Genomic DNA, 18,628 nt, shown 5'->3' with positions numbered 1-18,628 from the left:
TCCGCACAGGAGGATCACGACGAAGGGAGAAGCCGTTGCGCTTCGAGATCATGCGACTGGACGACGTCGACGGCAGCGCTGTCGACAGCACTGTCGTGGACGCCGCCTCCGTCAACCGGATCGTGCAGCAGGCCGCCTCGACCGGCCAGCGCATCCTCATCCGGCCCGCCGAGACCTCGGCTTCGTAGCCCTCGCCCATCCGCACGCGCGGCGCCCCCGTACGGAACGTTCCGTACGGGGGCGCCGCGCGTGCGGGGCGTCCGGGGTCAGGCGCCCCGGACGACCTGGGTGACGCCGTTGATGATCTGCTGCACGGCGATGGCGGAGAGCATCATCCCCGCGAGCCGGGTCACCAGGACCACTCCGCCGTCCTTGATCACGCGGATGATGACCAGCGAGTAGCGCATCGCCAGCCACAGCACCACGTGCATCGCGGCGATCGCCGCCCAGACCGAGACCTGCTCGCCGGCGGTGTCCGCGTGCTGCACGGCGAGGATCACCGAGACGATGGCCCCGGGGCCGGCGAGCAGCGGCATGCCGAGCGGGACGAGGGCGACGTTGACGTCCTTGGTCTGCTGGGGCTCGTCGGTCTTGCCGGTGAGCAGGTCGAGGGCGATCAGCAGCAGGAGCAGACCTCCGGCGATCATCAGGGCCGGGACGGAGACGTGGAGGTAGTCGAGGATCTGCTGGCCGAGGATGCCGAAGACGGTGATCACACCGAAGGCGACGGCCACGGCCTGCCAGGCCATGCGCCGCTGGACCTTGGCGGCGCGGCCGGAGGTGAGCGCCAGGAAGATCGGCGTGACCCCGGGGGGATCCATGATGACGAAGAGGGTCAGGAACAGGGAGCCGAAGACGGCGGCGTCGAACACGTGAGGGCCTTGCGTGAGGAAGGGGTGTTGTCCGGGGCGGCGGCGCGCCGGGGCACGCCGCGCGCGGTGCTGCCGGGGCGGGCGTGCCCCGGGAGCGCGGAGGAGGAGGACGGGGGGGAGCGGTGCTACCGGCGCGGTGCTCCGCCGGCGCCCGGCACGGGGAACGCACCGCTCGCGCGCCGGGTGATCTCCCCGTAGATCTCGGGGTCGGTGGTGTACTCGCCGAGGGCGCAGGTCTTGCGGCTGCCGTGGTAGTCGCTGGAGCCCGTGACCAGCAGCCCGAGGTCGGCCGCGAGGCCCCGGAGCCTGGTCCGGGCGGCGGCGTCGTGGTCCATGTGGTCCACCTCGACGCCGTCGAGGCCGTGGGCTGCCAGGGCCGCGAGGGCCTCCTCGGGCACCGTGCGGCCGCGCTTGACCGCCAGCGGGTGGGCGAGGACGGTGACACCGCCCGCGGCCTTCACCAGGCTGATCGCGGTGAACGGGTCGAGCTCGTACTTCTCCACGTGGGCCCGGCCGCCGTCGGCGAGCCATGCCGGGGTGAAGGCGTCCGAGACCGAGGAGACCACGCCGAGTTCGACGAGGGCCTCGGCGATGTGCGGCCGGCCGACGGACCCCTCGCCCGCGATCCGCGCCACCTGCTCCCAGGTGACGGGCACGTCCAGCTCCCGCAGGCGGGCGACCATGGCGCGGGCCCGGGGGACGCGGTCGTCCCGGACCAGTTCGCGCCGGTGCAGCAGCTCGGGCTCCTCCGGGTCGAAGAGGTACCCCAGCAGATGCAGGCCCACCCCGTCGAGGCGGCAGGAGAGTTCGGCGCCCGTCACCAGGGTCAGCCCGGCGGGCAGGGCGGCCGCGGCCTCCGCGTGGCCCCGCGTGGTGTCGTGGTCGGTGAGCGCGACGACGTCCAGCCCGGCCGCGGCGGCGTTGCGGACCAGCCCGGCCGGGGTGTCCGTGCCGTCCGAGGCGGTGGAGTGGGTGTGCAGGTCGATGCGCACGACGCGGTACTCCAGGGGCTCGGGGCGGACGGGGACGCTTCAGGATAACCGCCGCACGGAGCCCCGGACTCCGCCGGGCAGGCCGATGAGGGTAACGCCACACCTGCCAACGCGCCCCTTACCGAGGGCTCGTCGGCGCACCGCTCCCCGCAGCCCTCGGCCCGGAGGCGGCGGGGCCTACGGAATCAGGCGGGGCGAGAGCGCGCCGCAGGGCAGCAGCTCGATCTCCGCACCGGCATCGCGCAGATCGGTGAGCACCAGCTCGTCGTAGAGCAGCAGTCCGGACTGCTCGGGCCAGACCACGGCCCACAGCCACAGGCCGCGCGCCTCGCCGGCGAAGACCGCGCGGTCCGCCGGGACGTCCTCGACCTGCCACAGCGGTGTGGGGCGTCCCGCGGCGAGGACCTTGGCCTGCGGGGCGCCGTCGACCTTCAGGCGCGCGCCGGGATCGGGGCCGTCGATGCCCGCGTAGCGCGCGCCCAGCCCCACCCCCAGTTCCTCGGCGACCAGCAGCAGTTCACCGATCCCGCCGAGGGGGCCGGGGCCGGAGCAGGCGACCGCGGTGGCACGCCCCCCGCTGCGGTCGTCCCCGGCATGGGCGACGCCGGTGAACAGCCAGCCGACCGGGAGCGGCCACGGCATCCACACCGGGATCCGGGCGCGGTGCACGACGACGCCGAGGGCCTCGACACTGGGCGGGATCACCGGCTGCAGCGGATACACGGCCCCGTGCACATCGCACTGCCAGGAGTCGGCAAAGAGACCGGGCGCCCTCACCCGGCCACCGCACTTCGGGCAACTGGGTTCGCCCCTCATAGGGAACCACGGTCCTCCCCCGCCGACGCCGCGTCAAGGACGATCACCCGTCCGGAGCGTGCCTCCGCCTGGAAACATGCATGCATATTGCAGTAGTTAGCCTCTCTAAAATACTGTGGGCGGGCACCACCCCGGCGGCGACGCGGGCACGCACGCCCCGGCGCAGGACGCACCCGGGCACGGACGGGGACGAGGACACGGAGGGGCGACTCCATGCAGGCAGAGGACCGCGCGGGCTCCCGCGCCGACGGCCCGGCGGTCGGGGCCCCGGCCGGGGAGGCGGCACCCGGCGAGACGGAACGCGAGGCGGCCCGCGGCATCCTGCGCCAGCCGAAGGCGGTCTGGGCCACGGCCGGCGCGTCCGTCGTCGCCTTCATGGGGATCGGACTGGTCGACCCGATCCTGCCCTCGATCGCCGACGGGCTGAGGGCCACACCGAGCCAGGTCTCCCTGCTGTTCACCTCGTACTTCCTGATCACCGCCTGCGCCATGCCGGTGACCGGCGCCGTCTCCAGCCGCCTCGGCGGCCGGCGCACCCTGCTGGCCGGGCTCGCCCTGGTGGTCGTCTTCGCCACGCTGTCGGGAACCTCGTCCTCGGTGGGCGAGCTGGTGGGGTTCCGCGCGGGCTGGGGGCTGGGCAACGCCCTGTTCGTCTCCACCGCGCTGGCCGTCATCGTGGGCGCGGCGAGCGGGGGCAGCGCCGCGGCGATCCTGCTCTACGAGTCGGCGCTGGGCCTCGGCATGGCCTGCGGCCCGCTGCTCGGCGCCGTCCTGGGCGAGGCGAGCTGGCGCTACCCCTTCTTCGGCACGGCCCTGCTGATGGCGGTCGGCTTCTGTGCATCGCCGCGTTCCTGCGGGAGCAGCCGAGGCCGGCACGCCCCGTCTCGGTGCTCGACCCTCTCCGGGCGCTGGGGCACCGCGGGCTCGCCTCCACCGCGGCCGCGGCCTTCTTCTACTACTACGCCTTCTTCACCGTGCTCGCCTTCGCGCCCTTCGTCCTCGACCTGACGCCCTACCGGGCGGGCGGCGTCTTCTTCGCCTGGGGCGTGCTGCTCGCCCTGTTCTCGGTAGTCGTCGCCCCGCGCCTGCAGTCGCGCTTCGGCTCGCCGCCGGTCCTCTGCGCCGCCCTGCTGATGCTGGCCGCCGACGTGGCGGCGCTCGGGTACGGCGGGCACCGCACGGCCGTGTTCTGCACGGTGCTCTCCGGCGCCCTCATCGGGGTGGCCAACACCGTCTTCACGGAGCTGGCGCTCGACGTGTCCGACGCGCCCCGGGCGGTGGCCGGAGCCGGGTACAACTTCGTGCGCTGGTTCGCCGCGGCGGCCGCCCCCTACCTGGCGCCCCGGATCGAGGAGTGGAGCGGCGGGACGAGGATGCCGTTCCTGGTCGCCGGCGCGGCCGCGGTGGCGGGGGCGGCCATCGTCCGGGCCCGGCGCGGACTTCTCACCCCGCGGGCCGGACGCCCGGAGCCGGGCGGGAGCACCCGCGACGGCACGGCGGCCCTCACCGACTGACGACGGCGCGGCGCTCCCGGGCGGGCCGCACCGGTCCGGTGGCCGCCCACGGGCTCAGTCCAGGGGCACCGAGCGGCGCACCGGGTCGCGCAGGTCCGTACCGTGTGTCAGCCAGCGCTCCTGGAGGGCCGCCGCGCCGTGCACCCGCTTCCACGCCGCCTCGTTGGAGGTCATCGGCAGCAGCGGCAGGAACCGCACCGGCTCCATGGGCTCGTCCAGGTCGAGGTCCTCCACCAGGCCGCCGGGCTCGGCGACCAGCACCGAAGTGAACGGCGCGCCCGGCCACAGGGGTTCGCCCACGTCGAGCGAGGCTCCGGGCACCACCACGACGCCCTCGACCTGGGGGGAGGCGGCCAGCACGGCGAGCGGCCGCAGCACCCCGTCGGTCTCGGCCCGCCCCGCCCGGACCGAGAGCAGCAGCTCGGCCCGGGGGCCCTTGTGGGGGTCGGCGAAGGCCGCGGTGGGGTCCGCCATCGGCGAGCCCGCCATGCCGAGGGTGGCGTAGCGCACGATCCCCCCGGCCTCGTCGGCGAAGCGCAGCACCTCGATCCGGTCGGTGCCGAGGAAGGTGACCGCCGCGCGGGCGTCGGGCTCCCCGAGCGTGCCGCGGAGCCGTGCTTCGACGAGAGCGAGAACTTCTTCCATGGAGTGAGCATAAAACGCGTAAGGAACGGGCAAACACAGGGATTGGCCCGCGAGCGGCTGATACTGTGAAGCGCTGGTCGGGACGGCTTGCAGGGACTCCTCCCCGCGGCCGCCGCAGGAGCCCTGCTCCGGTCCCGACGACACGTCATCCCCCACGGGGGACCGGCAGGAGGAGGTGGGGCTGCGATGGACCGAAGTCGATCGTGCAGTACCGGCAGCTCTTCCGCACGGCCCGTCCTCCTGTACGCCGCCTGATCCCGGCGCACCGCTGAGCACCGCGTCCCCGGGTCCTCCCCCACGGGTCGCACGGCGTGCCGCACGACGGAAGAGCACCACGTCTCTCTTTGTCTGCAGCGAATCGCCGTCACCGCGCTCCCCGCGGTGCCGCCCGCTTTGCGGACGTGTGTCCACGTCCCCGTTCCGGGCTGCGCCACGCCTGTCGCCGACGGCCTCTCCGTGAAGGAGCCAGCCATGTCGATGATCCGCGACCTCCGCGCCGTCGTGCGCCCCTCCCTGCGCAGGAACCGCACCAGCTTCCACGCCTACGACACCACCCGCGACCCCTCCGCCTCGACCGCCGTCGTGGACTGCGCGGTGTACCGCGACGGCAGGCGCCTGGAGGGCGGAGGCTGCCAGACCCCGCACGAGGCGATGCTGCGCGTCCGCGAGGGCGGCGGCTTCGCCTGGATCGGACTGCACGAGCCGACCGAGCAGGAGTTCGCCGGCATCGCCGCCGAGTTCGGCCTGCACCCCCTCGCGGTGGAGGACGCCGTCCACGCCCACCAGCGGCCGAAGCTGGAGCGCTACGACGACACCCTGTTCACCGTCTTCAAGACCATCCATTACGTCGACCACGCCGAACTGACCGCGACCAGCGAGGTGGTGGAGACCGGCGAGGTGATGGTGTTCACCGGCCGGGACTTCGTCATCACCGTGCGGCACGGCGGCAAGGGCTCGCTGCGCGCCCTCCGCCACGGCCTCCAGAAGGACGCCGAACTGCTCGCCAAGGGGCCCTCGGCGGTGCTGCACGCCATCGCCGACCACGTGGTCGACGGGTACATCGCGGTGGCCTCGGCCGTGCAGGACGACATCGACGAGGTGGAGATCGACGTCTTCTCCGCCCCCGCGAAGGGCAGCCCGCGGGGCAGCGACGCCGGGCGGATCTACCAGCTCAAGCGCGAGGTGCTCCAGTTCAAGCGGGCCGTCTCGCCGCTGCTGCGGCCGATGCAGCTGCTCAGCGAGCGGCCCATGCGGCTGGTCGACCCGGACATCCAGAAGTACTTCCGCGACGTCGCCGACCACCTCGCACGGGTCCAGGAGGAGGTCATCGGCTTCGACGAGCTGCTCAACTCCATCCTCCAGGCCAACCTGGCCCAGGCGACGGTGGCCCAGAACGAGGACATGCGCAAGATCACCTCGTGGGCGGCCATCATCGCCGTGCCGACCGCCGTCTGCGGGATCTACGGCATGAACTTCACGCACATGCCCGAGCTGGAGTGGCGCTTCGGGTACCCCGCGGTGCTCACCGGTATCGCGGTGGCCTGCTTCGCCATCCACCGCACGCTCAAGCGCAACGGCTGGCTCTAGGCACCGGCCACGGCCCGGCGGCCCGGGCCGGAGGGCGCGGGCCCGGCCGGCGCACCTCCGGCCCGGGCCACGACGAGGCCCCCGGCCCGCCCCCGGGCCGCTCGGTAGGCTGCCCCGTATGACAACGCAACGGCTCGGCCAGGCGCTCGTCGAGGAGTCCGCGAAGAAGTCCGGGCTGCTCTGGGTACGCGGCGACGGCGTCCCCGCCCGCGCGCTGTGGCACGTGTGGCACGAGGGCGCCGTCCACGTCGTCGGCGACGGTCCCGGCGAGCAGCCGCTGCCTGGGCTGGCCGACGGCGGCACCGCCGAGGTCACCGTGCGCAGCAAGGACAAGGGCGGCCGGCTCGTGCAGTGGACGGCCTCCGTACGGCGGCTGGAGCCGGGCACCCCGGCCTGGGACGCGGCCGTGGCCGAGCTGCGGGGCAAGCGCCTCAACGCGACGGACGCGGAGGGCATGGCGGAGCGCTGGGCCCGCGAGTGCCGGGTGCTGCGGCTCGAACCCCGGGGCGCGGCCGTCACCGAGCTGTCCGACGGGCCCCTCGACGCGGCGCCGCTGCCGAGCCCGGCGGTCACCCGGCGCCCCGTCCCCGCCGCGCTGCCGAAGCTGCTGCTGGGACGCCGCGGCCGCCGCCGCTGAGCGGGCGGTCCCGCCGTCGGCGGTGCGCCGTCCGCAGTGCGCCGTCCACGGTGCGCGGGACGGCGGGACCGCGGCAGCGGGACACGGCACGGTGTCCGCACCGTCGCCCGGAGCGTCAGCTCCGGGGAGTGCGCAGCCGTATGCGCTCCCCGCGGCTGCCGAAGAGGCTCAGCACCTCCGCACCGCCGCGCCCCGCGGCCCCGAACCAGTGCGGCACCCGGCAGTCGAACTCGGCGGCCTCGCCCGGGCTCATGGTGAAGTCGCGCTCCCCCAGGCGCACCCGGAGCCGCCCGGTCAGGACGTAGACCCACGCTTGCCCTTCGTGGGTGCGCAGGTGCGGCCGGCCGTCGTGCACCGGGATGACCATCTTCTCGGCACGCGGTCCGCCGCCCCGGCGCGCGAGCGGGATCAGCAGCCGGCCCTCGCCTCCCGCGGGGGCGGACGGGAGGGGCGGTTGCGTCCGGGGCGCCGCGACGATGTCGCCGAGGGGGACGCCCAGCGCCGCCGTGATCGGCAGCACCAGCTCCAGGCTCGGCTTGCGCATTCCCGACTCCAGCCGGGAGAGGGTGCTCGTCGAGATACCCGTGGCCCGGGCGAGGCGGGCGAGGGTCACGCCCTTCTTCTCACGGGCGTGCCGCAGCCGGGGGGCTATCTGCTCGATCACGGCGTCCACGCTCGGTTGCTGGTCCATGGCGCGCAGCGAAGCAGGACATCCCTGAATCAGCAAGATTTTTTGCCGGAACGGCCTCTCCCTCACGATGCTCCCGGTGGAGGTGTCGCCCATGGAAGCAGTGGACGCAACAACGGATGCCATCGGAGCCGGCCCGAGGACCGCAGCGGGCCCGGCTCCCGCCCCACCGCCGAGAAGGCTGCCCGCCGGGGTGTACCTGCTGGGCTTCAGCCTGTTCGCGATGGGCACGGCGGAGTTCCTGATGGCGGGTGTGCTGCCCGAGGCCGCCGACGATCTCGGTGTCAGCCTGTCCTCGGCCGGGTTCCTGATCACCGCCTTCGCGCTGGGGGTCGTGGTCGGCGGTCCGCCCTTCGCCGTGCTCAGCCTGCGCTGGCCCCGCCGCACGGCGCTGGTCGTGACACAGGGCGTGTTCGCCCTCGCCGTGGCCGCGGGGCTGCTGGGCGACTACCGGGTCCTGCTGGTCACCCGGGTGGTCGCGGGGCTCGCCTACGCGGGCTTCTTCGCGGTCGCGTCGGTGACGGCGATCGGCCTGGTGCCGCCGGAGCGCACCGCACGCGCCTCCGGCGTGGTGGTCAGCGGCCTGAGCATGGCCATGGTCGCCGGGGGGCCCGCGGGCACCCTGCTCGGCCATGTCACCGAGTGGCGCGGCGGCTTCTGGGGCGTCGTGGCGCTCACCGGCGCCGGGATCGCCGGCTGCCTGCTGGGTCTCCCCCGGCGCGGCGGCTCCGGCAGGTCCGCCGCACCGAGCCTGGCGCGGGAGCTCTCCGCGATGCGGCGGCCGGCGCTGTGGGGCGTCTACGCGATCACGATCCTCACCACCGCGGCGTACATGATCACCTTCAACTACCTGGCGGCCCTGCTCACCGAGGTCACCGCCCTGCCCCGGGTGTGGGTCCCGGCCGTCCTGGCGCTCTTCGGGGCCGGTGCCTTCGCCGGCCTGGCCGTCGGCGGCCGGATCTCCGACCGGCGCCCCCACCTGGCACTCCTGACCGGCGCTTCGGCGGTCGTGCTCCTGTCGGCCCTGATGGCCGTCGCCCTCCACCGGGTGTGGGCCGCGGTGCCCGTGGTCCTCCTGCTCGGCATCGCCGCGTTCGTGCTCAACCCCGCGGTCTACGCACGGGTCTTCGCCATCGCGGCGGACGCACCCGCGCTCGCCGGGGCCACCACGGTCTCGGCGTTCCAGCTGGGCATCAGCCTCACCCCCGTGCTCGCCGCGTCCGCCCTCGCCCGGGGCGCGGCCCTCACCGCCGTCTGCCTGATCGGGGCCGCGCTGGCGGCGGCCGCCGTCCCCCTGATCCTCCTCGACCGCGCCCGGCAGGCCCGGGCGGTGCGCACCGCCGAGGGGGAGGACCGTCCGCCGCACGCCGGGGCCGCCGGGGCCCGAAAGGCGCCGCAGAGCTGAGCGCGGCGCCCGGAGGAAGGGCCGGGGTGCGCTGCCTTCGCAGGGGCCGGGTGCGCTGCCTTCGCAGGGGAAAGGCCGCGGCGGGCCCCTCCGCGAGGGCCGCCGCGGCGCTCCGTCAGTCCCCCGAGGTCTCGGGGAGCTGGCCGCTGTAGTCCAGGGTCTCGCCCTTGGAGGGCTCCGCCAGGGCGAAGTCCTTGTCCCAGTCCGCCAGCACCAGCACCCCGGCTCCCCCGGCGCGGGCGAAGCGGAGCGGGTAGGGGTCACCGATCAGGGACACGTCGAGGACCCCGCCCGCGCCCTCGGCGGCGCGCACCTCGATCGTCTTCACCCCGCCCACCCGGGTGCGGTCCCCCTTGCTGAGTTCGCCGTGCATCCCGAGCAGGCCGTCGAGGATGACGTCCATCTCCGTGAAACCGCGGAACTGCGCGTACGAGGGGTCGTTCCGGGGCACCTTGACGTACTTGTCGCCCAGCTTGCGGGCCGCCTCCTGGTCCGCCTCGGTCTGCTTGTCGTCGCCGTCCTCGCCCGCATGGGTCCAGAAGCCCGCGTCGGCCTTGAGGTAGAGGGCGTCGCCGACCCTGAGCAGTTCGAAGGTGTTCTCCTTCGAGGCCACCGAGCCGCTGGCACCGTCCTGCTTGAGGCGCATGTTCAGCTTGTAGGTGCCGCCCTTGCTGACCAGCGTGCCCGAGAGGCGCACCGCGGAGGCGGCGTCCGCCGCCGCCCGGGCCTTCTTCTCGATCTCCGCGGCACCGAGCTTGCCGATCCCGTTCGTGCCCTCGTCGGGATCCGGACCGCCGCAGGCCGTCGCCGCCGAGGTCACGACGGCGCACAGGGCTGCGGCGAGAGCCGCGCGACGCGCCCGGCCGGCGATAGGAAGGGGAGTCACCGGCACCCTGCCTCTCATCTGTCGGGGATGGCAGACCGCAGCGTACCCGGGCGTCGCGCGGCCGCCGGAGGCAGCCGTACGGCGGTGGGCCGAGGGCGAGGCGGAACGGTACGGGCTAGCCTGAACGCGTCGAACTGCACCTTTCACGCCATAAGGAGGGGCGGCATGGCAGCGGGCGCCCCCCGGGTCTTCGTCTCGCACCTGGCCGGCGTGCCGGTCTTCGACCCCAACGGCGACCAGGTCGGCCGGGTCCGGGACCTGGTGGCGATGCTGCGCGTCGGCCACCGGCCGCCGCGGCTGCTGGGGCTGGTCGTGGAGGTCATCAGCCGTCGCCGGATCTTCCTGCCGATGACCCGGGTCACCGGGGTGGAGTCGGGCCAGGTGATCACCACCGGTGTGCTCAACGTGCGGCGCTTCGAGCAGCGGCCCACCGAGCGGCTGGTCCTGGGCGAGCTGCTGGACCGGCGGGTGCGCCTGGTGGAGACCGACGAGGAGGTCACCGTCCTGGACGTGGCCATCCAGCAGCTCCCGGCCCGCCGCGACTGGGAGATCGACAAGGTGTTCGTCCGCAAGGGCAAGGGCGGTGCCCTGCGGCGCAAGGGCGAGACCCTGACGCTGGAGTGGTCCGCCGTGACCGGCTTCTCGCTGGAGGAGCACGGGCAGGGCGCGGAGAGCCTGCTGGCGACCTTCGAGCAGCTGCGCCCCGCGGACCTCGCCAACGTGCTGCACCACCTCACCCCCAAGCGCCGCGCCGAGGTGGCGGCGGCCCTCGACGACGACCGGCTCGCCGACGTGCTGGAGGAGCTCCCCGACGACGACCAGGTCGAGATCCTCGGCAAGCTCAAGGAGGAGCGGGCGGCCGACGTGCTGGAGGCGATGGACCCGGACGACGCCGCCGACCTGCTCTCCGAGCTCCCCGAGGACGACAAGGAGCGGCTGCTGACCCTGATGCGCCCCGGCGACGCCGCGGACGTGCGCCGCCTGCTCTCCTACGAGGAGCGCACCGCGGGCGGGCTGATGACCACCGAGCCGATCGTGCTCCGCCCGGACGCCACCGTCGCCGACGCACTGGCCCGGGTGCGCCAGCAGGACCTCTCCCCGGCCCTGGCCGCCCAGGTGTACGTCTGCCGCCCGCCGGACGAGACGCCCACCGGGAAGTACCTGGGGACGGTGCACTTCCAGCGGCTGCTGCGGGATCCGCCGTTCACCCTGGTCAGCTCGATCGTGGACAGCGACCTGCCGCCGCTGTCGCCGGACACCGCGCTGCCGGACGTCACCAGCTACCTCGCCGCGTACAACATGGTGGCCGCCCCGGTCGTGGACGAGGGCGGCTCGCTGCTCGGCGCGGTGACCGTGGACGACGTGCTCGACCACCTGCTGCCCGACGACTGGCGGGAGACCGAGTTCGAGGAGTCCGGCCATGACTGAGGGGGGCGCCCGTGGTTAGCGGCGGCGAGCCCGGCCACCCCGAGCGCGGCGAGGCGCGCGACCGGGTGCCCTCCGGGGCCTCGGCGGCGTCCCGGCGGGTGCGGCTGGACCTGCCCCGGGCGCCGCGCCGCACCCTGCTGCCCGACTACGACCCGGAGGCCTTCGGCCGGCTGTCGGAGAAGATCGCCCGCTTCCTCGGCACCGGCCGGTTCCTGGTCTGGATGACGCTGACGATCATCGCCTGGGTGCTCTGGAACATCGGCGCCCCCGCCGAGCTGCGCTTCGACGAGTACCCGTTCATCTTCCTCACGCTCGTGCTCTCCCTCCAGGCCTCCTACGCCGCTCCGCTGATCCTGCTCGCGCAGAACCGCCAGGACGACCGGGACCGCGTCAACCTGGAGCAGGACCGCAAGCAGAACGAGCGGTCCATCGCCGACACCGAGTACCTCACCCGCGAGATCGCGGCCCTGCGCATGGGCCTCGGCGAGGTGGCCACCCGCGACTGGATCCGCTCGGAGCTGGAGGACCTGGTGCGCGAGCTGGAGGAGCGGCGCGCACCCCTCCCGCCGGAGCGCCCCGCCCGACGTGACGAAGGCGACCGCTGACGGCCTTTCCGGAGGCGTCCTCCAGCGCCGTACCATCGTCGGTATGGCTACGGAAGACGCGGTGCTCGAGGCACTGGCGACGGTGAACGACCCCGAGATCAACCGACCGATCACCGAACTGGGCATGGTGAAATCGGTCGACATCGGGGACGACGGCACGGTCGCCGTCACGGTGTACCTCACCGTCTCGGGCTGCCCGATGCGGGAGACGATCACCCGGAACGTGACGGAGGCGGTCGCCCGGGTCGACGGCGTCACCGGCGTCGACGTCTCCCTCGACGTGATGAGCGACGAGCAGCGCAAGGAGCTGGCCGCCTCGCTGCGCGGCACGACCGCGGAGCGCGAGGTGCCCTTCGCCAAGCCGGGCTCCCTCACCCGGGTCTACGCGGTGGCCTCCGGCAAGGGCGGCGTCGGCAAGTCGTCCGTGACCGTGAACCTGGCGGCCGCCATGGCCGCCGACGGGCTGAAGGTCGGGGTCGTGGACGCCGACATCTACGGCCACAGCGTGCCGCGCATGCTGGGGGCCGACGGCCGGCCCACCCAGGTGGAGAACATGATCATGCCGCCCTCGGCGAACGGCGTGAAGGTCATCTCGATCGGCATGTTCACCCCGGGCAACGCCCCGGTGGTGTGGCGGGGGCCCATGCTGCACCGCGCCCTCCAGCAGTTCCTCGCGGACGTCTACTGGGGCGACCTGGACGTCCTGCTGCTCGACCTCCCTCCGGGCACCGGCGACATCGCCATCTCGGTGGCCCAGCTGGTGCCCAACGCGGAGATCCTGGTCGTGACGACCCCGCAGCAGGCGGCCGCCGAGGTGGCCGAGCGCGCCGGGTCCATCGCGGTGCAGACCCACCAGAAGATCGTCGGCGTCGTGGAGAACATGTCCGGGCTGCCCTGTCCGCACTGCGACGAGATGGTCGACGTCTTCGGGACCGGGGGCGGGGAGAAGGTGGCGGAGGGGCTGACGAGGACCACCGGCGCCACCGTGCCGGTGCTCGGCGCCATCCCCATCGACGTCCGGCTGCGCGAGGGCGGCGACGAGGGCAGGCCGGTGGTGCTGACCGACCCGGACTCCCCGGCCGGGTCCGCGCTGCGGGCGATCGCCGGGAAGCTCGGCGGACGGCAGCGGGGCCTGTCGGGGATGAGTCTGGGCATCACGCCGCGCAACAAGTTCTGAGACACCGGCCGCGCTCCCGTGCGCGGCGCGCGCAGGGCCCCCTGCGGCCGTCGACGGCCGCAGGGGGCCCTGCGCGTCCGGACCCGGGCTTCCCCGGGCTCCGGGCGGTCCTGCGGCCCGTCCGCCGAGCTTCCCGGCGGTCCCCGCGGCGCGCCGGGTGCCGGGAGCGCGGGCGGGCGCCGTCAGAGGTAGGGCGCCAGGTCCTCGATCGCGGTGAAGGCGAGCCCGTAGGCGCTCATCCCCCGCCCGTAGGCCCCGATGTGGCAGCCGTTGCCGGCCGTCCCCGCGAGCACCCAGCCGAACTCGGACTCGCGGTAGTGGAAGGGGGTGGGCGCGCCGTCCACGGGAAGCGCCAGCGCCGACCACTCCTCGCCGGTCAGGTCGTCGGCGAGCGCGAACGCCGTCTCGGTCTGCTGGTCGAGCCAGTCGTCGCGCAGCGCGTGGTCCAGCTGCGGGGGCCAGGTGTGGGCGAGCAGCCCCGACCCCGCGAGCCAGGCCGCGGTGGAGACCGAGGTGGCGTCCAGGACGCCCGTGCCGTCGCCGCTGCGCCGCAGGGGGCTGGCCGCGACGGTCACGACCACGGCGAACCGCTCCTTCTCCACGCCGGTCGCCTCGTTCCGTATCGAGGGCTCGTCGCCGTGGTTGATCGCCCCGTGCTGGACGGTCCCGTCGGCCGCGGTGCCCACCTGCAGCAGCCTGCGCGGGCCGGTGAAGGCACCGTCCAGGCCGTACCAGGGGAAGGCGGCGCTCCGGAACCCATCGGCCGTGCGCCGTGCCGCTGCCGCCGCCGCGCCCCCCTCGGTCCCCGGGTCGCCGCCCGGGACCGGTGCCACACCGGCCGTACTGTGCGCCGTCATCCGGCCGCCTCCTGAGATCTCCGCACCTTCAGCGGCCCCCGCCCACGGGCGTGCGGCACACTGACGGACAGATGGAGAGAATAGCCACCCGGGGGCGGCCTCAGCGCATTGACCGCTCAGGTGGCGTCGGAGTCGAAGGGCGGCCGCTCGTCGCGGGCGGGTGTGTCGCGCTTCTTCAGCAGGTCGGGGCCCCCGCCGGGCGAGCCGTTCACGGCGGCCGGCACGGCCGGCCCGGGCGCGTCGGACGGCTCCTTGCCGTTGACCGCGTCAGCGACCTCGTTGATCTCCTTCTTGAGGTCGAAGCTGCCGCGGAGCTCCTTGAGCTCCTTCAGGTCCTCGTTCTCCGCGAGCTGCTTGCGCAGATACGTCTTCGGGTTGAGGTCCTCGAACTCGAAGTCCTTGAACTCCGGGCCGAGTTCGCTGCGGATGTCGTGCTTGGCGCTCTCGGAGAACGCGCGGATCTTGCGGATGAAGCGCGCGGCGTCCTGGATCACCTTCGGCAGCTTGTCGGGGCCGAAGATGAGCACGGCGAGGACGACCAGAGCCACCAGCTCCAGTCCGCCTATGTCGTTGAACACCCTGCAGCTCCTCGTGTTCTCCGCGGCCCTCGGGCCCGAGGGGATCCGGACCCCGTCCACGGTACCTGTCGTGTCCGTCGTGCCGGTACCTCCCCGGTGCCCGGCAGGTGGTCCCCGGCCACCGCCGGGGGTGCGCTCACCCGGGCGCCCGGGTGAGGCCGGGGGGCTCAGGAGCCGTCGGCCGAGCCCAGTGTCAGTTCCACGGTGCGCTGCCGCCCTCCGCGGGTGAGGGTCAGCTCCAGCCGGTCGCCGGGGCGGTGGGCGCGGATCTTCACGATGAGCTCCTCTCCGCTGTGCACCCGCTGGCCGTCGACCCGGGTGATCACGTCGCCGGGCCTGACGCCCGCGGTGGCCGCGGGACCGCCGGGGGTGACCGACGGAGCGCCGTCGCGGCCCTTGTCGCCGACCCGGGCGCCGTCCCCGGCGAACTTCATGTCGAGGCTGACGCCGATCACCGGGTGGGTGGCCTTGCCGGTGTTGATCAGCTCCTCGGCGACCCGCTTGCCCTGGTTGATCGGGATGGCGAAGCCCAGGCCGATGGAGCCCGCCTGGCCTCCGTCGGGCCCTCCGGTGTCGGCCGCCCGGATGGCGCTGTTGATGCCGATGACCCGGGCCTGCGCGTCGACCAGGGGGCCGCCGGAGTTGCCCGGGTTTATCGGGGCGTCCGTCTGGAGGGCGTCGACGTAGCTGACGTCGCTCCCGTCGCCCCTCTCGCCCCCGGCGGTGATCGGCCGCTCCTTGGCGCTGATGATGCCCGAGGTGACGGTGTTCTGGAGGTCGAAGGGGGCCCCGATGGCCACCACGGGGTCGCCGACCCGGACGTCGTCGGAGTTGCCGAGCGGCAGCGGCTTGAGGCCGGAGACGCCGGTGACCCTGACCACGGCCAGGTCGTAGCCGCTGTCCTTGCCGACGAGGACCGCCTCGGCCGTCTCCCCTCCGCTGAAGGTCACCGTGATGTCACCCGACTCGCCCGCGGGGTCGACGACGTGGTTGTTGGTCAGGATGTGCCCCCGCCGGTCGAGGACGAAGCCGGTGCCGGTGCCCTGCTCCCCGCTGCCGCTGACGTGCAGGGTGACGACGCTGGGCAGGGCGCTGGCGGCGATCCCCGCGACGCTGTCGGGGGCGCGGTCGCGGTTCTCGGCGTCCGCCTGCGGGAGTTCCAGCCGGGTGAAGCCGCCGTTGCGTTCGACGTAGGCGCCGATCGCACCTCCGGCACCGCCCGCGAGGAGGGCGACGGCCAGGGCCCCGGCGAGGAGCCCGCCGCGGCGGCGTCGGCGGGGCACCGGCTCGCCGGAGGAGGTCAGGGGCCCGTCGGGGGCGCTCCAGGGGTCGTACTGGAGCCATACGGAGTCCAGCGGCTGGGGGCGGTCGCCCGGCGCCGGGGAGTGGTGGGGGTGCCCGGCGGGCGGCTGCGCGGGCAGCGGGAGCGGGCCCCGGACGGCGCCCGGGCCGTCCTGGCCGGGCGGCACCGCGGGGGGCGGTGGGGCGTACGGCCCCGGGGCGGGACCGTGCGCCGGGGCCGGGGTGGGGACGGACGTGCCGTGCGCCGGGGTGGGCACCGGCCGCTGGACCGGCGGCGCGGGCGCCCAGGGCCCCGGGTCGCCGTACGGCGGGGTGCTGTAGGGATCGGGGTCGTGCAGCGGGACGGCGCGCGCGGGAGGCTGCTCGGGGGCCGGTCCGGCAGCAGGGGCGGGAGCGGGGGCGGGTGGTGCGGACGGGGTCCCGGGGGAGGCGGCCTCCGGCGCGAGGGGCGCATCCGGCCCGGGCTGCCCGGCGTCGGACGCGGGGCCCCCGGGCGCGGGGCCCCCGGGCGCGGGGGCACCGGGCGCGGGGGCACCGGGCGCGGGGGCACCGGGCGCGGGGGCACCGGGCGGGGCGTCCGCCCCGGCCCTCCCGGCCTCACCGGGGCGGCTCCACCACTTCGCCTTCGGTCCGGTGGGCTTCCCGTCGTCCATGCTCTCCCCGCAAACTGCCGGCCAACGCGCTGCCTCCGCCGGGCACGCTCCGAGGATTCAACCAGGTTTGCGATTCGGTGCGCAGGACACTGCGACCGGTTCCCGCCGCCTGCCCGGGGCGGACCGGGCGGGCGGCCGACCGCCGGGCACGCCCGGCCGACCCGACGGCCCCGGCGGTCAGCGCAGGGGTCTCAGCGGGGAGGTGGGCGGAGCCTGGGAGGCGGCCACCGGCGGCACGGCAGGGGCCGTGGCCGCGGGTGCTCCCGGTGCGGACGGCACGGCGGGCGCCGGTGGCGCTCCCGTGGCCGAGGACAGCCGGAAGCCCGCTGCTGGCGGCGGCATCAGCGGCGGCAGCGGCGCGAAGCCGTTCCTCAGGAACAGCGGAGGGAACGGGGCCGACTGGGCCTGTACGACGGGCGGCGCCGCGGGGGAGGCCGCCGCGACCGGGCCGCCGTCGGTGCGGCCGGTGGTGCGGCGGCGCTCGGCGTCCGAGGCGCTGCGCAGGGAGGAGCCACCCGTCCCGGGCGTGCCGGAGGGCACGGCCGTGCGCACCGGGGTGACCTTGTTCCCGGCCCCGCTCCCCCGGGCGGTGGTCTCGCCCGACAGGTCGAGGGGGACCGCCCCGCCGAAGGCGATCGCGGCGAAGGACACGGCGCTGGCGGCGGCGAAGGCGAAGCGCCGTCCGCGCCAGCCCGAGCGCTCAGCCTCGGCGCGGCCCACGTCGTGTATCCGGAACCCGCTCTCGGCGCGGCCCGGCAGGGCCGCCGCATGGGACCCCGCGGGGATGTACCCGAAGGTCTCCCCGCGCCGGTGCGGGGGATGTCCCGCGGAGGGGTTCAGAGCTCCGTAGTCGCTGTCGACCGGACGGCCCGCGAAGGGCCCGCCGCCCTCACCGGGGCCGGCGGGCAGCCCCTGGAGCCGGGCGAGCAGGCTCTCCGAGAGCGGGGGCGGCGCGGACTGGGCGAAGACGTTCTTGAGCCGGCGCTGGGCGTCCGCCTCGGCCTTGCACCGGGGGCAGGTGGCCAGGTGCGCGAGGACCCTGTCCCGTGCGTCGTGCGTCAGCTCACCGTCGACGAGCGCGGCGAGCCTGTCCCCCAGGTGCTGCTCCGCGGGGGTCGGACCTGTTGCACTCACGCCAGTCCGCCCTCCCCTGCCAGACCGGCGGCCACGGCAGGGCCGCGCCGCTCGGAGCGGGCCTGGGGCGACCGGTGCCGCAGCGCCTTGCGCAGATGCGAGCGCCCCCGGTGGATCCTGCTGCGGACGGTGCCGAGCTTGACGCCGAGGGTGGCGGCGATCTCCTCGTAGGACAGGCCCTCGATGTCGCAGAGGACCACGGCGGCGCGGAACTCCGGGGCGAGGGTGTCCAGTGCCTGCTGGACGTCCGCGTCGAAGTGGGTGTCGTTGAAAACCTGCTGCGGGGACGGCTCGCGGCTGGGCAGGCGCTCGGCCGCGTCGTCGCCGAGGGCGTCGAAGCGGATCCGCTGCTTGCGGCGGACCATGTCCAGGAAGAGGTTGGTCGTGATGCGGTGGAGCCAGCCCTCGAACGTGCCCGGGGTGTACGTCGACAGCGAGCGGAAGACCCTGACGAAGACCTCCTGGGTGAGGTCCTCCGCGTCGTGCTGGTTGCCCGTGAGCCGGTAGGCGAGGCGGTAGACCCGGGCGCTGTGCGTGCTGACGATCTCCTCCCAGGTGGGAGGGGTCCACGCCTGCGATTCCGCATCCGATGCGAAGCTCGCGGTGGTCACGGAGTCGGAGGACATGGAACGGTCAGCGCTCTTGGTCACGGATTCGGGCTCACCCACCGACCTGAGGAGGCGCCTCAGTACGCCTCTCCGATCCGCAGGCGCAGCCGCACCTCCCCTGTCAGATCTGGTGGTGTCCAGCGGAGCCCCTACCATAGCCACCTCGCCCGTTAGCTCCGGATAAGAATCTTTACGTGGATTTGGGCCGGACGCTCCGCCCCCTCCGCCGGCGCCTCCCTCCGGG

At 74.5% G+C, this 18,628-nt stretch carries 18 protein-coding genes and 1 pseudogene; 8 read left to right on the top strand and 11 right to left on the bottom strand.

The window, feature by feature from the left end; genetic code table 11:
• Positions 1–50 precede the first annotated feature (50 nt).
• Positions 51–188: a hypothetical protein gene (locus ACGF15_RS27000; protein ID WP_345613275.1), complete on the top strand. Its 138-nt coding sequence runs from the start codon at positions 51–53 to the stop codon at positions 186–188.
• A 78-nt stretch (positions 189–266) separates the two neighbouring features.
• On the opposite strand, the gene ACGF15_RS26995 is transcribed toward ACGF15_RS27000, so the two are convergent.
• From ACGF15_RS26995 to ACGF15_RS26985, 3 genes are all read right to left on the bottom strand, one after another.
• Complete coding sequence (locus ACGF15_RS26995; protein WP_256524667.1) at positions 267–872, bottom strand: MarC family protein; 606 nt, start codon at positions 870–872, stop codon at positions 267–269.
• Between the two features lie 125 nt (positions 873–997).
• Positions 998–1,864: a PHP domain-containing protein gene (locus tag ACGF15_RS26990; protein WP_345612807.1), complete on the bottom strand. Its 867-nt coding sequence runs from the start codon at positions 1,862–1,864 to the stop codon at positions 998–1,000.
• A gap of 177 nt (positions 1,865–2,041) precedes the next feature.
• Positions 2,042–2,680, bottom strand: coding sequence for a DUF6758 family protein (locus ACGF15_RS26985; RefSeq protein ID WP_345612805.1), 639 nt, complete (start codon positions 2,678–2,680; stop codon positions 2,042–2,044).
• Positions 2,681–2,893: 213 nt separating this feature from the next.
• Here ACGF15_RS26985 and ACGF15_RS26980 point away from each other — a divergent pair.
• Positions 2,894–4,194, top strand: a pseudogene (locus ACGF15_RS26980) (MFS transporter).
• A gap of 54 nt (positions 4,195–4,248) precedes the next feature.
• On the opposite strand, the gene ACGF15_RS26975 reads toward ACGF15_RS26980, so the two are convergent.
• Positions 4,249–4,839, bottom strand: a complete 591-nt coding sequence (locus ACGF15_RS26975; RefSeq protein ID WP_392802674.1) for a suppressor of fused domain protein — start codon at positions 4,837–4,839, stop codon at positions 4,249–4,251.
• 471 nt (positions 4,840–5,310) lie between these two features.
• Between ACGF15_RS26975 and ACGF15_RS26970 the strand changes: the two genes are divergently transcribed.
• Together ACGF15_RS26970 and ACGF15_RS26965 are read left to right on the top strand one after the other, a co-directional pair.
• Complete coding sequence (locus ACGF15_RS26970) at positions 5,311–6,426, top strand: magnesium and cobalt transport protein CorA (RefSeq protein ID WP_392802671.1); 1,116 nt, start codon at positions 5,311–5,313, stop codon at positions 6,424–6,426.
• A gap of 118 nt (positions 6,427–6,544) precedes the next feature.
• Positions 6,545–7,063: a hypothetical protein gene (locus ACGF15_RS26965; RefSeq protein WP_362615466.1), complete on the top strand. Its 519-nt coding sequence runs from the start codon at positions 6,545–6,547 to the stop codon at positions 7,061–7,063.
• 115 nt (positions 7,064–7,178) lie between these two features.
• On the opposite strand, the gene ACGF15_RS26960 is transcribed toward ACGF15_RS26965, so the two are convergent.
• Entirely contained in the window at positions 7,179–7,754 is a 576-nt protein-coding gene (locus ACGF15_RS26960) for a helix-turn-helix domain-containing protein (protein WP_392802668.1), read from the bottom strand.
• Positions 7,755–7,845: 91 nt separating this feature from the next.
• On the opposite strand from ACGF15_RS26960, the gene ACGF15_RS26955 reads away from it, so the two are divergent.
• Positions 7,846–9,156, top strand: coding sequence for an MFS transporter (locus tag ACGF15_RS26955; protein WP_392802665.1), 1,311 nt, complete (start codon positions 7,846–7,848; stop codon positions 9,154–9,156).
• 115 nt (positions 9,157–9,271) lie between these two features.
• On the opposite strand, the gene ACGF15_RS26950 is transcribed toward ACGF15_RS26955, so the two are convergent.
• The gene (locus ACGF15_RS26950; RefSeq protein ID WP_376428818.1) at positions 9,272–10,042 is read right to left on the bottom strand and encodes a hypothetical protein; all 771 of its coding nucleotides are present in this window, start codon (positions 10,040–10,042) and stop codon (positions 9,272–9,274) included.
• Between the two features lie 165 nt (positions 10,043–10,207).
• Here ACGF15_RS26950 and ACGF15_RS26945 point away from each other — a divergent pair, with 165 nt between their 5' ends.
• Genes ACGF15_RS26945 through ACGF15_RS26935 form a run of 3 tightly spaced genes read left to right on the top strand, consistent with a single transcriptional unit; the run spans position 10,208 to position 13,252 of the window.
• Entirely contained in the window at positions 10,208–11,470 is a 1,263-nt protein-coding gene (locus ACGF15_RS26945; RefSeq protein WP_345612789.1) for a magnesium transporter MgtE N-terminal domain-containing protein, read from the top strand.
• Between the two features lie 11 nt (positions 11,471–11,481).
• The gene (locus tag ACGF15_RS26940) at positions 11,482–12,075 is read left to right on the top strand and encodes a DUF1003 domain-containing protein (RefSeq protein ID WP_392802660.1); all 594 of its coding nucleotides are present in this window, start codon (positions 11,482–11,484) and stop codon (positions 12,073–12,075) included.
• Between the two features lie 43 nt (positions 12,076–12,118).
• The gene (locus ACGF15_RS26935) at positions 12,119–13,252 is read left to right on the top strand and encodes an Mrp/NBP35 family ATP-binding protein (protein ID WP_345612785.1); all 1,134 of its coding nucleotides are present in this window, start codon (positions 12,119–12,121) and stop codon (positions 13,250–13,252) included.
• Positions 13,253–13,434: 182 nt separating this feature from the next.
• Here ACGF15_RS26935 and ACGF15_RS26930 read toward each other — a convergent pair whose 3' ends face one another.
• From ACGF15_RS26930 to sigE, 5 genes are all read right to left on the bottom strand, one after another.
• Entirely contained in the window at positions 13,435–14,109 is a 675-nt protein-coding gene (locus ACGF15_RS26930) for a hypothetical protein (protein ID WP_345612783.1), read from the bottom strand.
• A 116-nt stretch (positions 14,110–14,225) separates the two neighbouring features.
• Entirely contained in the window at positions 14,226–14,687 is a 462-nt protein-coding gene (locus ACGF15_RS26925) for a sec-independent translocase (protein ID WP_345612781.1), read from the bottom strand.
• Between the two features lie 167 nt (positions 14,688–14,854).
• Entirely contained in the window at positions 14,855–16,642 is a 1,788-nt protein-coding gene (locus tag ACGF15_RS26920) for a S1C family serine protease (RefSeq protein ID WP_392802655.1), read from the bottom strand.
• Positions 16,643–16,819: 177 nt separating this feature from the next.
• Positions 16,820–17,776: an anti-sigma factor family protein gene (locus ACGF15_RS26915; RefSeq protein WP_392802652.1), complete on the bottom strand. Its 957-nt coding sequence runs from the start codon at positions 17,774–17,776 to the stop codon at positions 16,820–16,822.
• Positions 17,773–18,540 (bottom strand): RNA polymerase sigma factor SigE, encoded by a 768-nt coding sequence (gene sigE, locus ACGF15_RS26910; RefSeq protein WP_345612775.1) that lies wholly within the window; start codon positions 18,538–18,540, stop codon positions 17,773–17,775. Before sigE ends, ACGF15_RS26915 begins: the two co-directional genes overlap by 4 nt.
• Positions 18,541–18,628 lie beyond the last annotated feature (88 nt).

Origin of the sequence: Streptomyces sp. NPDC048001, assembly GCF_043203115.1 — a bacterium.
Taxonomy (GTDB): Bacteria; Actinomycetota; Actinomycetes; order Streptomycetales; family Streptomycetaceae; genus Streptomyces; species Streptomyces sanyensis.
The sequence above is the reverse complement of the archived record's forward strand: the minus strand, read 5'-3'. Positions and strand labels throughout refer to the sequence as shown.

Bases quoted from the DNA above. Each gene is read 5' to 3' on its own strand.
- ACGF15_RS27000 (WP_345613275.1), top strand. From the start codon at position 51: ATGCGACTGGACGACGTCGACGGCAGCGCTGTCGACAGCACTGTCGTG.
- ACGF15_RS26975 (WP_392802674.1), bottom strand. From the start codon at position 4,839: ATGGAAGAAGTTCTCGCTCTCGTCGAAGCACGGCTCCGCGGCACGCTC.
- ACGF15_RS26920 (WP_392802655.1), bottom strand. From the start codon at position 16,642: ATGGACGACGGGAAGCCCACCGGACCGAAGGCGAAGTGGTGGAGCCGC.
- ACGF15_RS26965 (WP_362615466.1), top strand. From the start codon at position 6,545: ATGACAACGCAACGGCTCGGCCAGGCGCTCGTCGAGGAGTCCGCGAAG.
- ACGF15_RS26935 (WP_345612785.1), top strand. From the start codon at position 12,119: ATGGCTACGGAAGACGCGGTGCTCGAGGCACTGGCGACGGTGAACGAC.
- ACGF15_RS26930 (WP_345612783.1), bottom strand. From the start codon at position 14,109: ATGACGGCGCACAGTACGGCCGGTGTGGCACCGGTCCCGGGCGGCGAC.
- ACGF15_RS26960 (WP_392802668.1), bottom strand. From the start codon at position 7,754: ATGGACCAGCAACCGAGCGTGGACGCCGTGATCGAGCAGATAGCCCCC.
- ACGF15_RS26945 (WP_345612789.1), top strand. From the start codon at position 10,208: ATGGCAGCGGGCGCCCCCCGGGTCTTCGTCTCGCACCTGGCCGGCGTG.
- ACGF15_RS26955 (WP_392802665.1), top strand. From the start codon at position 7,846: ATGGAAGCAGTGGACGCAACAACGGATGCCATCGGAGCCGGCCCGAGG.
- ACGF15_RS26970 (WP_392802671.1), top strand. From the start codon at position 5,311: ATGTCGATGATCCGCGACCTCCGCGCCGTCGTGCGCCCCTCCCTGCGC.
- ACGF15_RS26985 (WP_345612805.1), bottom strand. From the start codon at position 2,680: ATGAGGGGCGAACCCAGTTGCCCGAAGTGCGGTGGCCGGGTGAGGGCG.
- sigE (WP_345612775.1), bottom strand. From the start codon at position 18,540: ATGGTAGGGGCTCCGCTGGACACCACCAGATCTGACAGGGGAGGTGCG.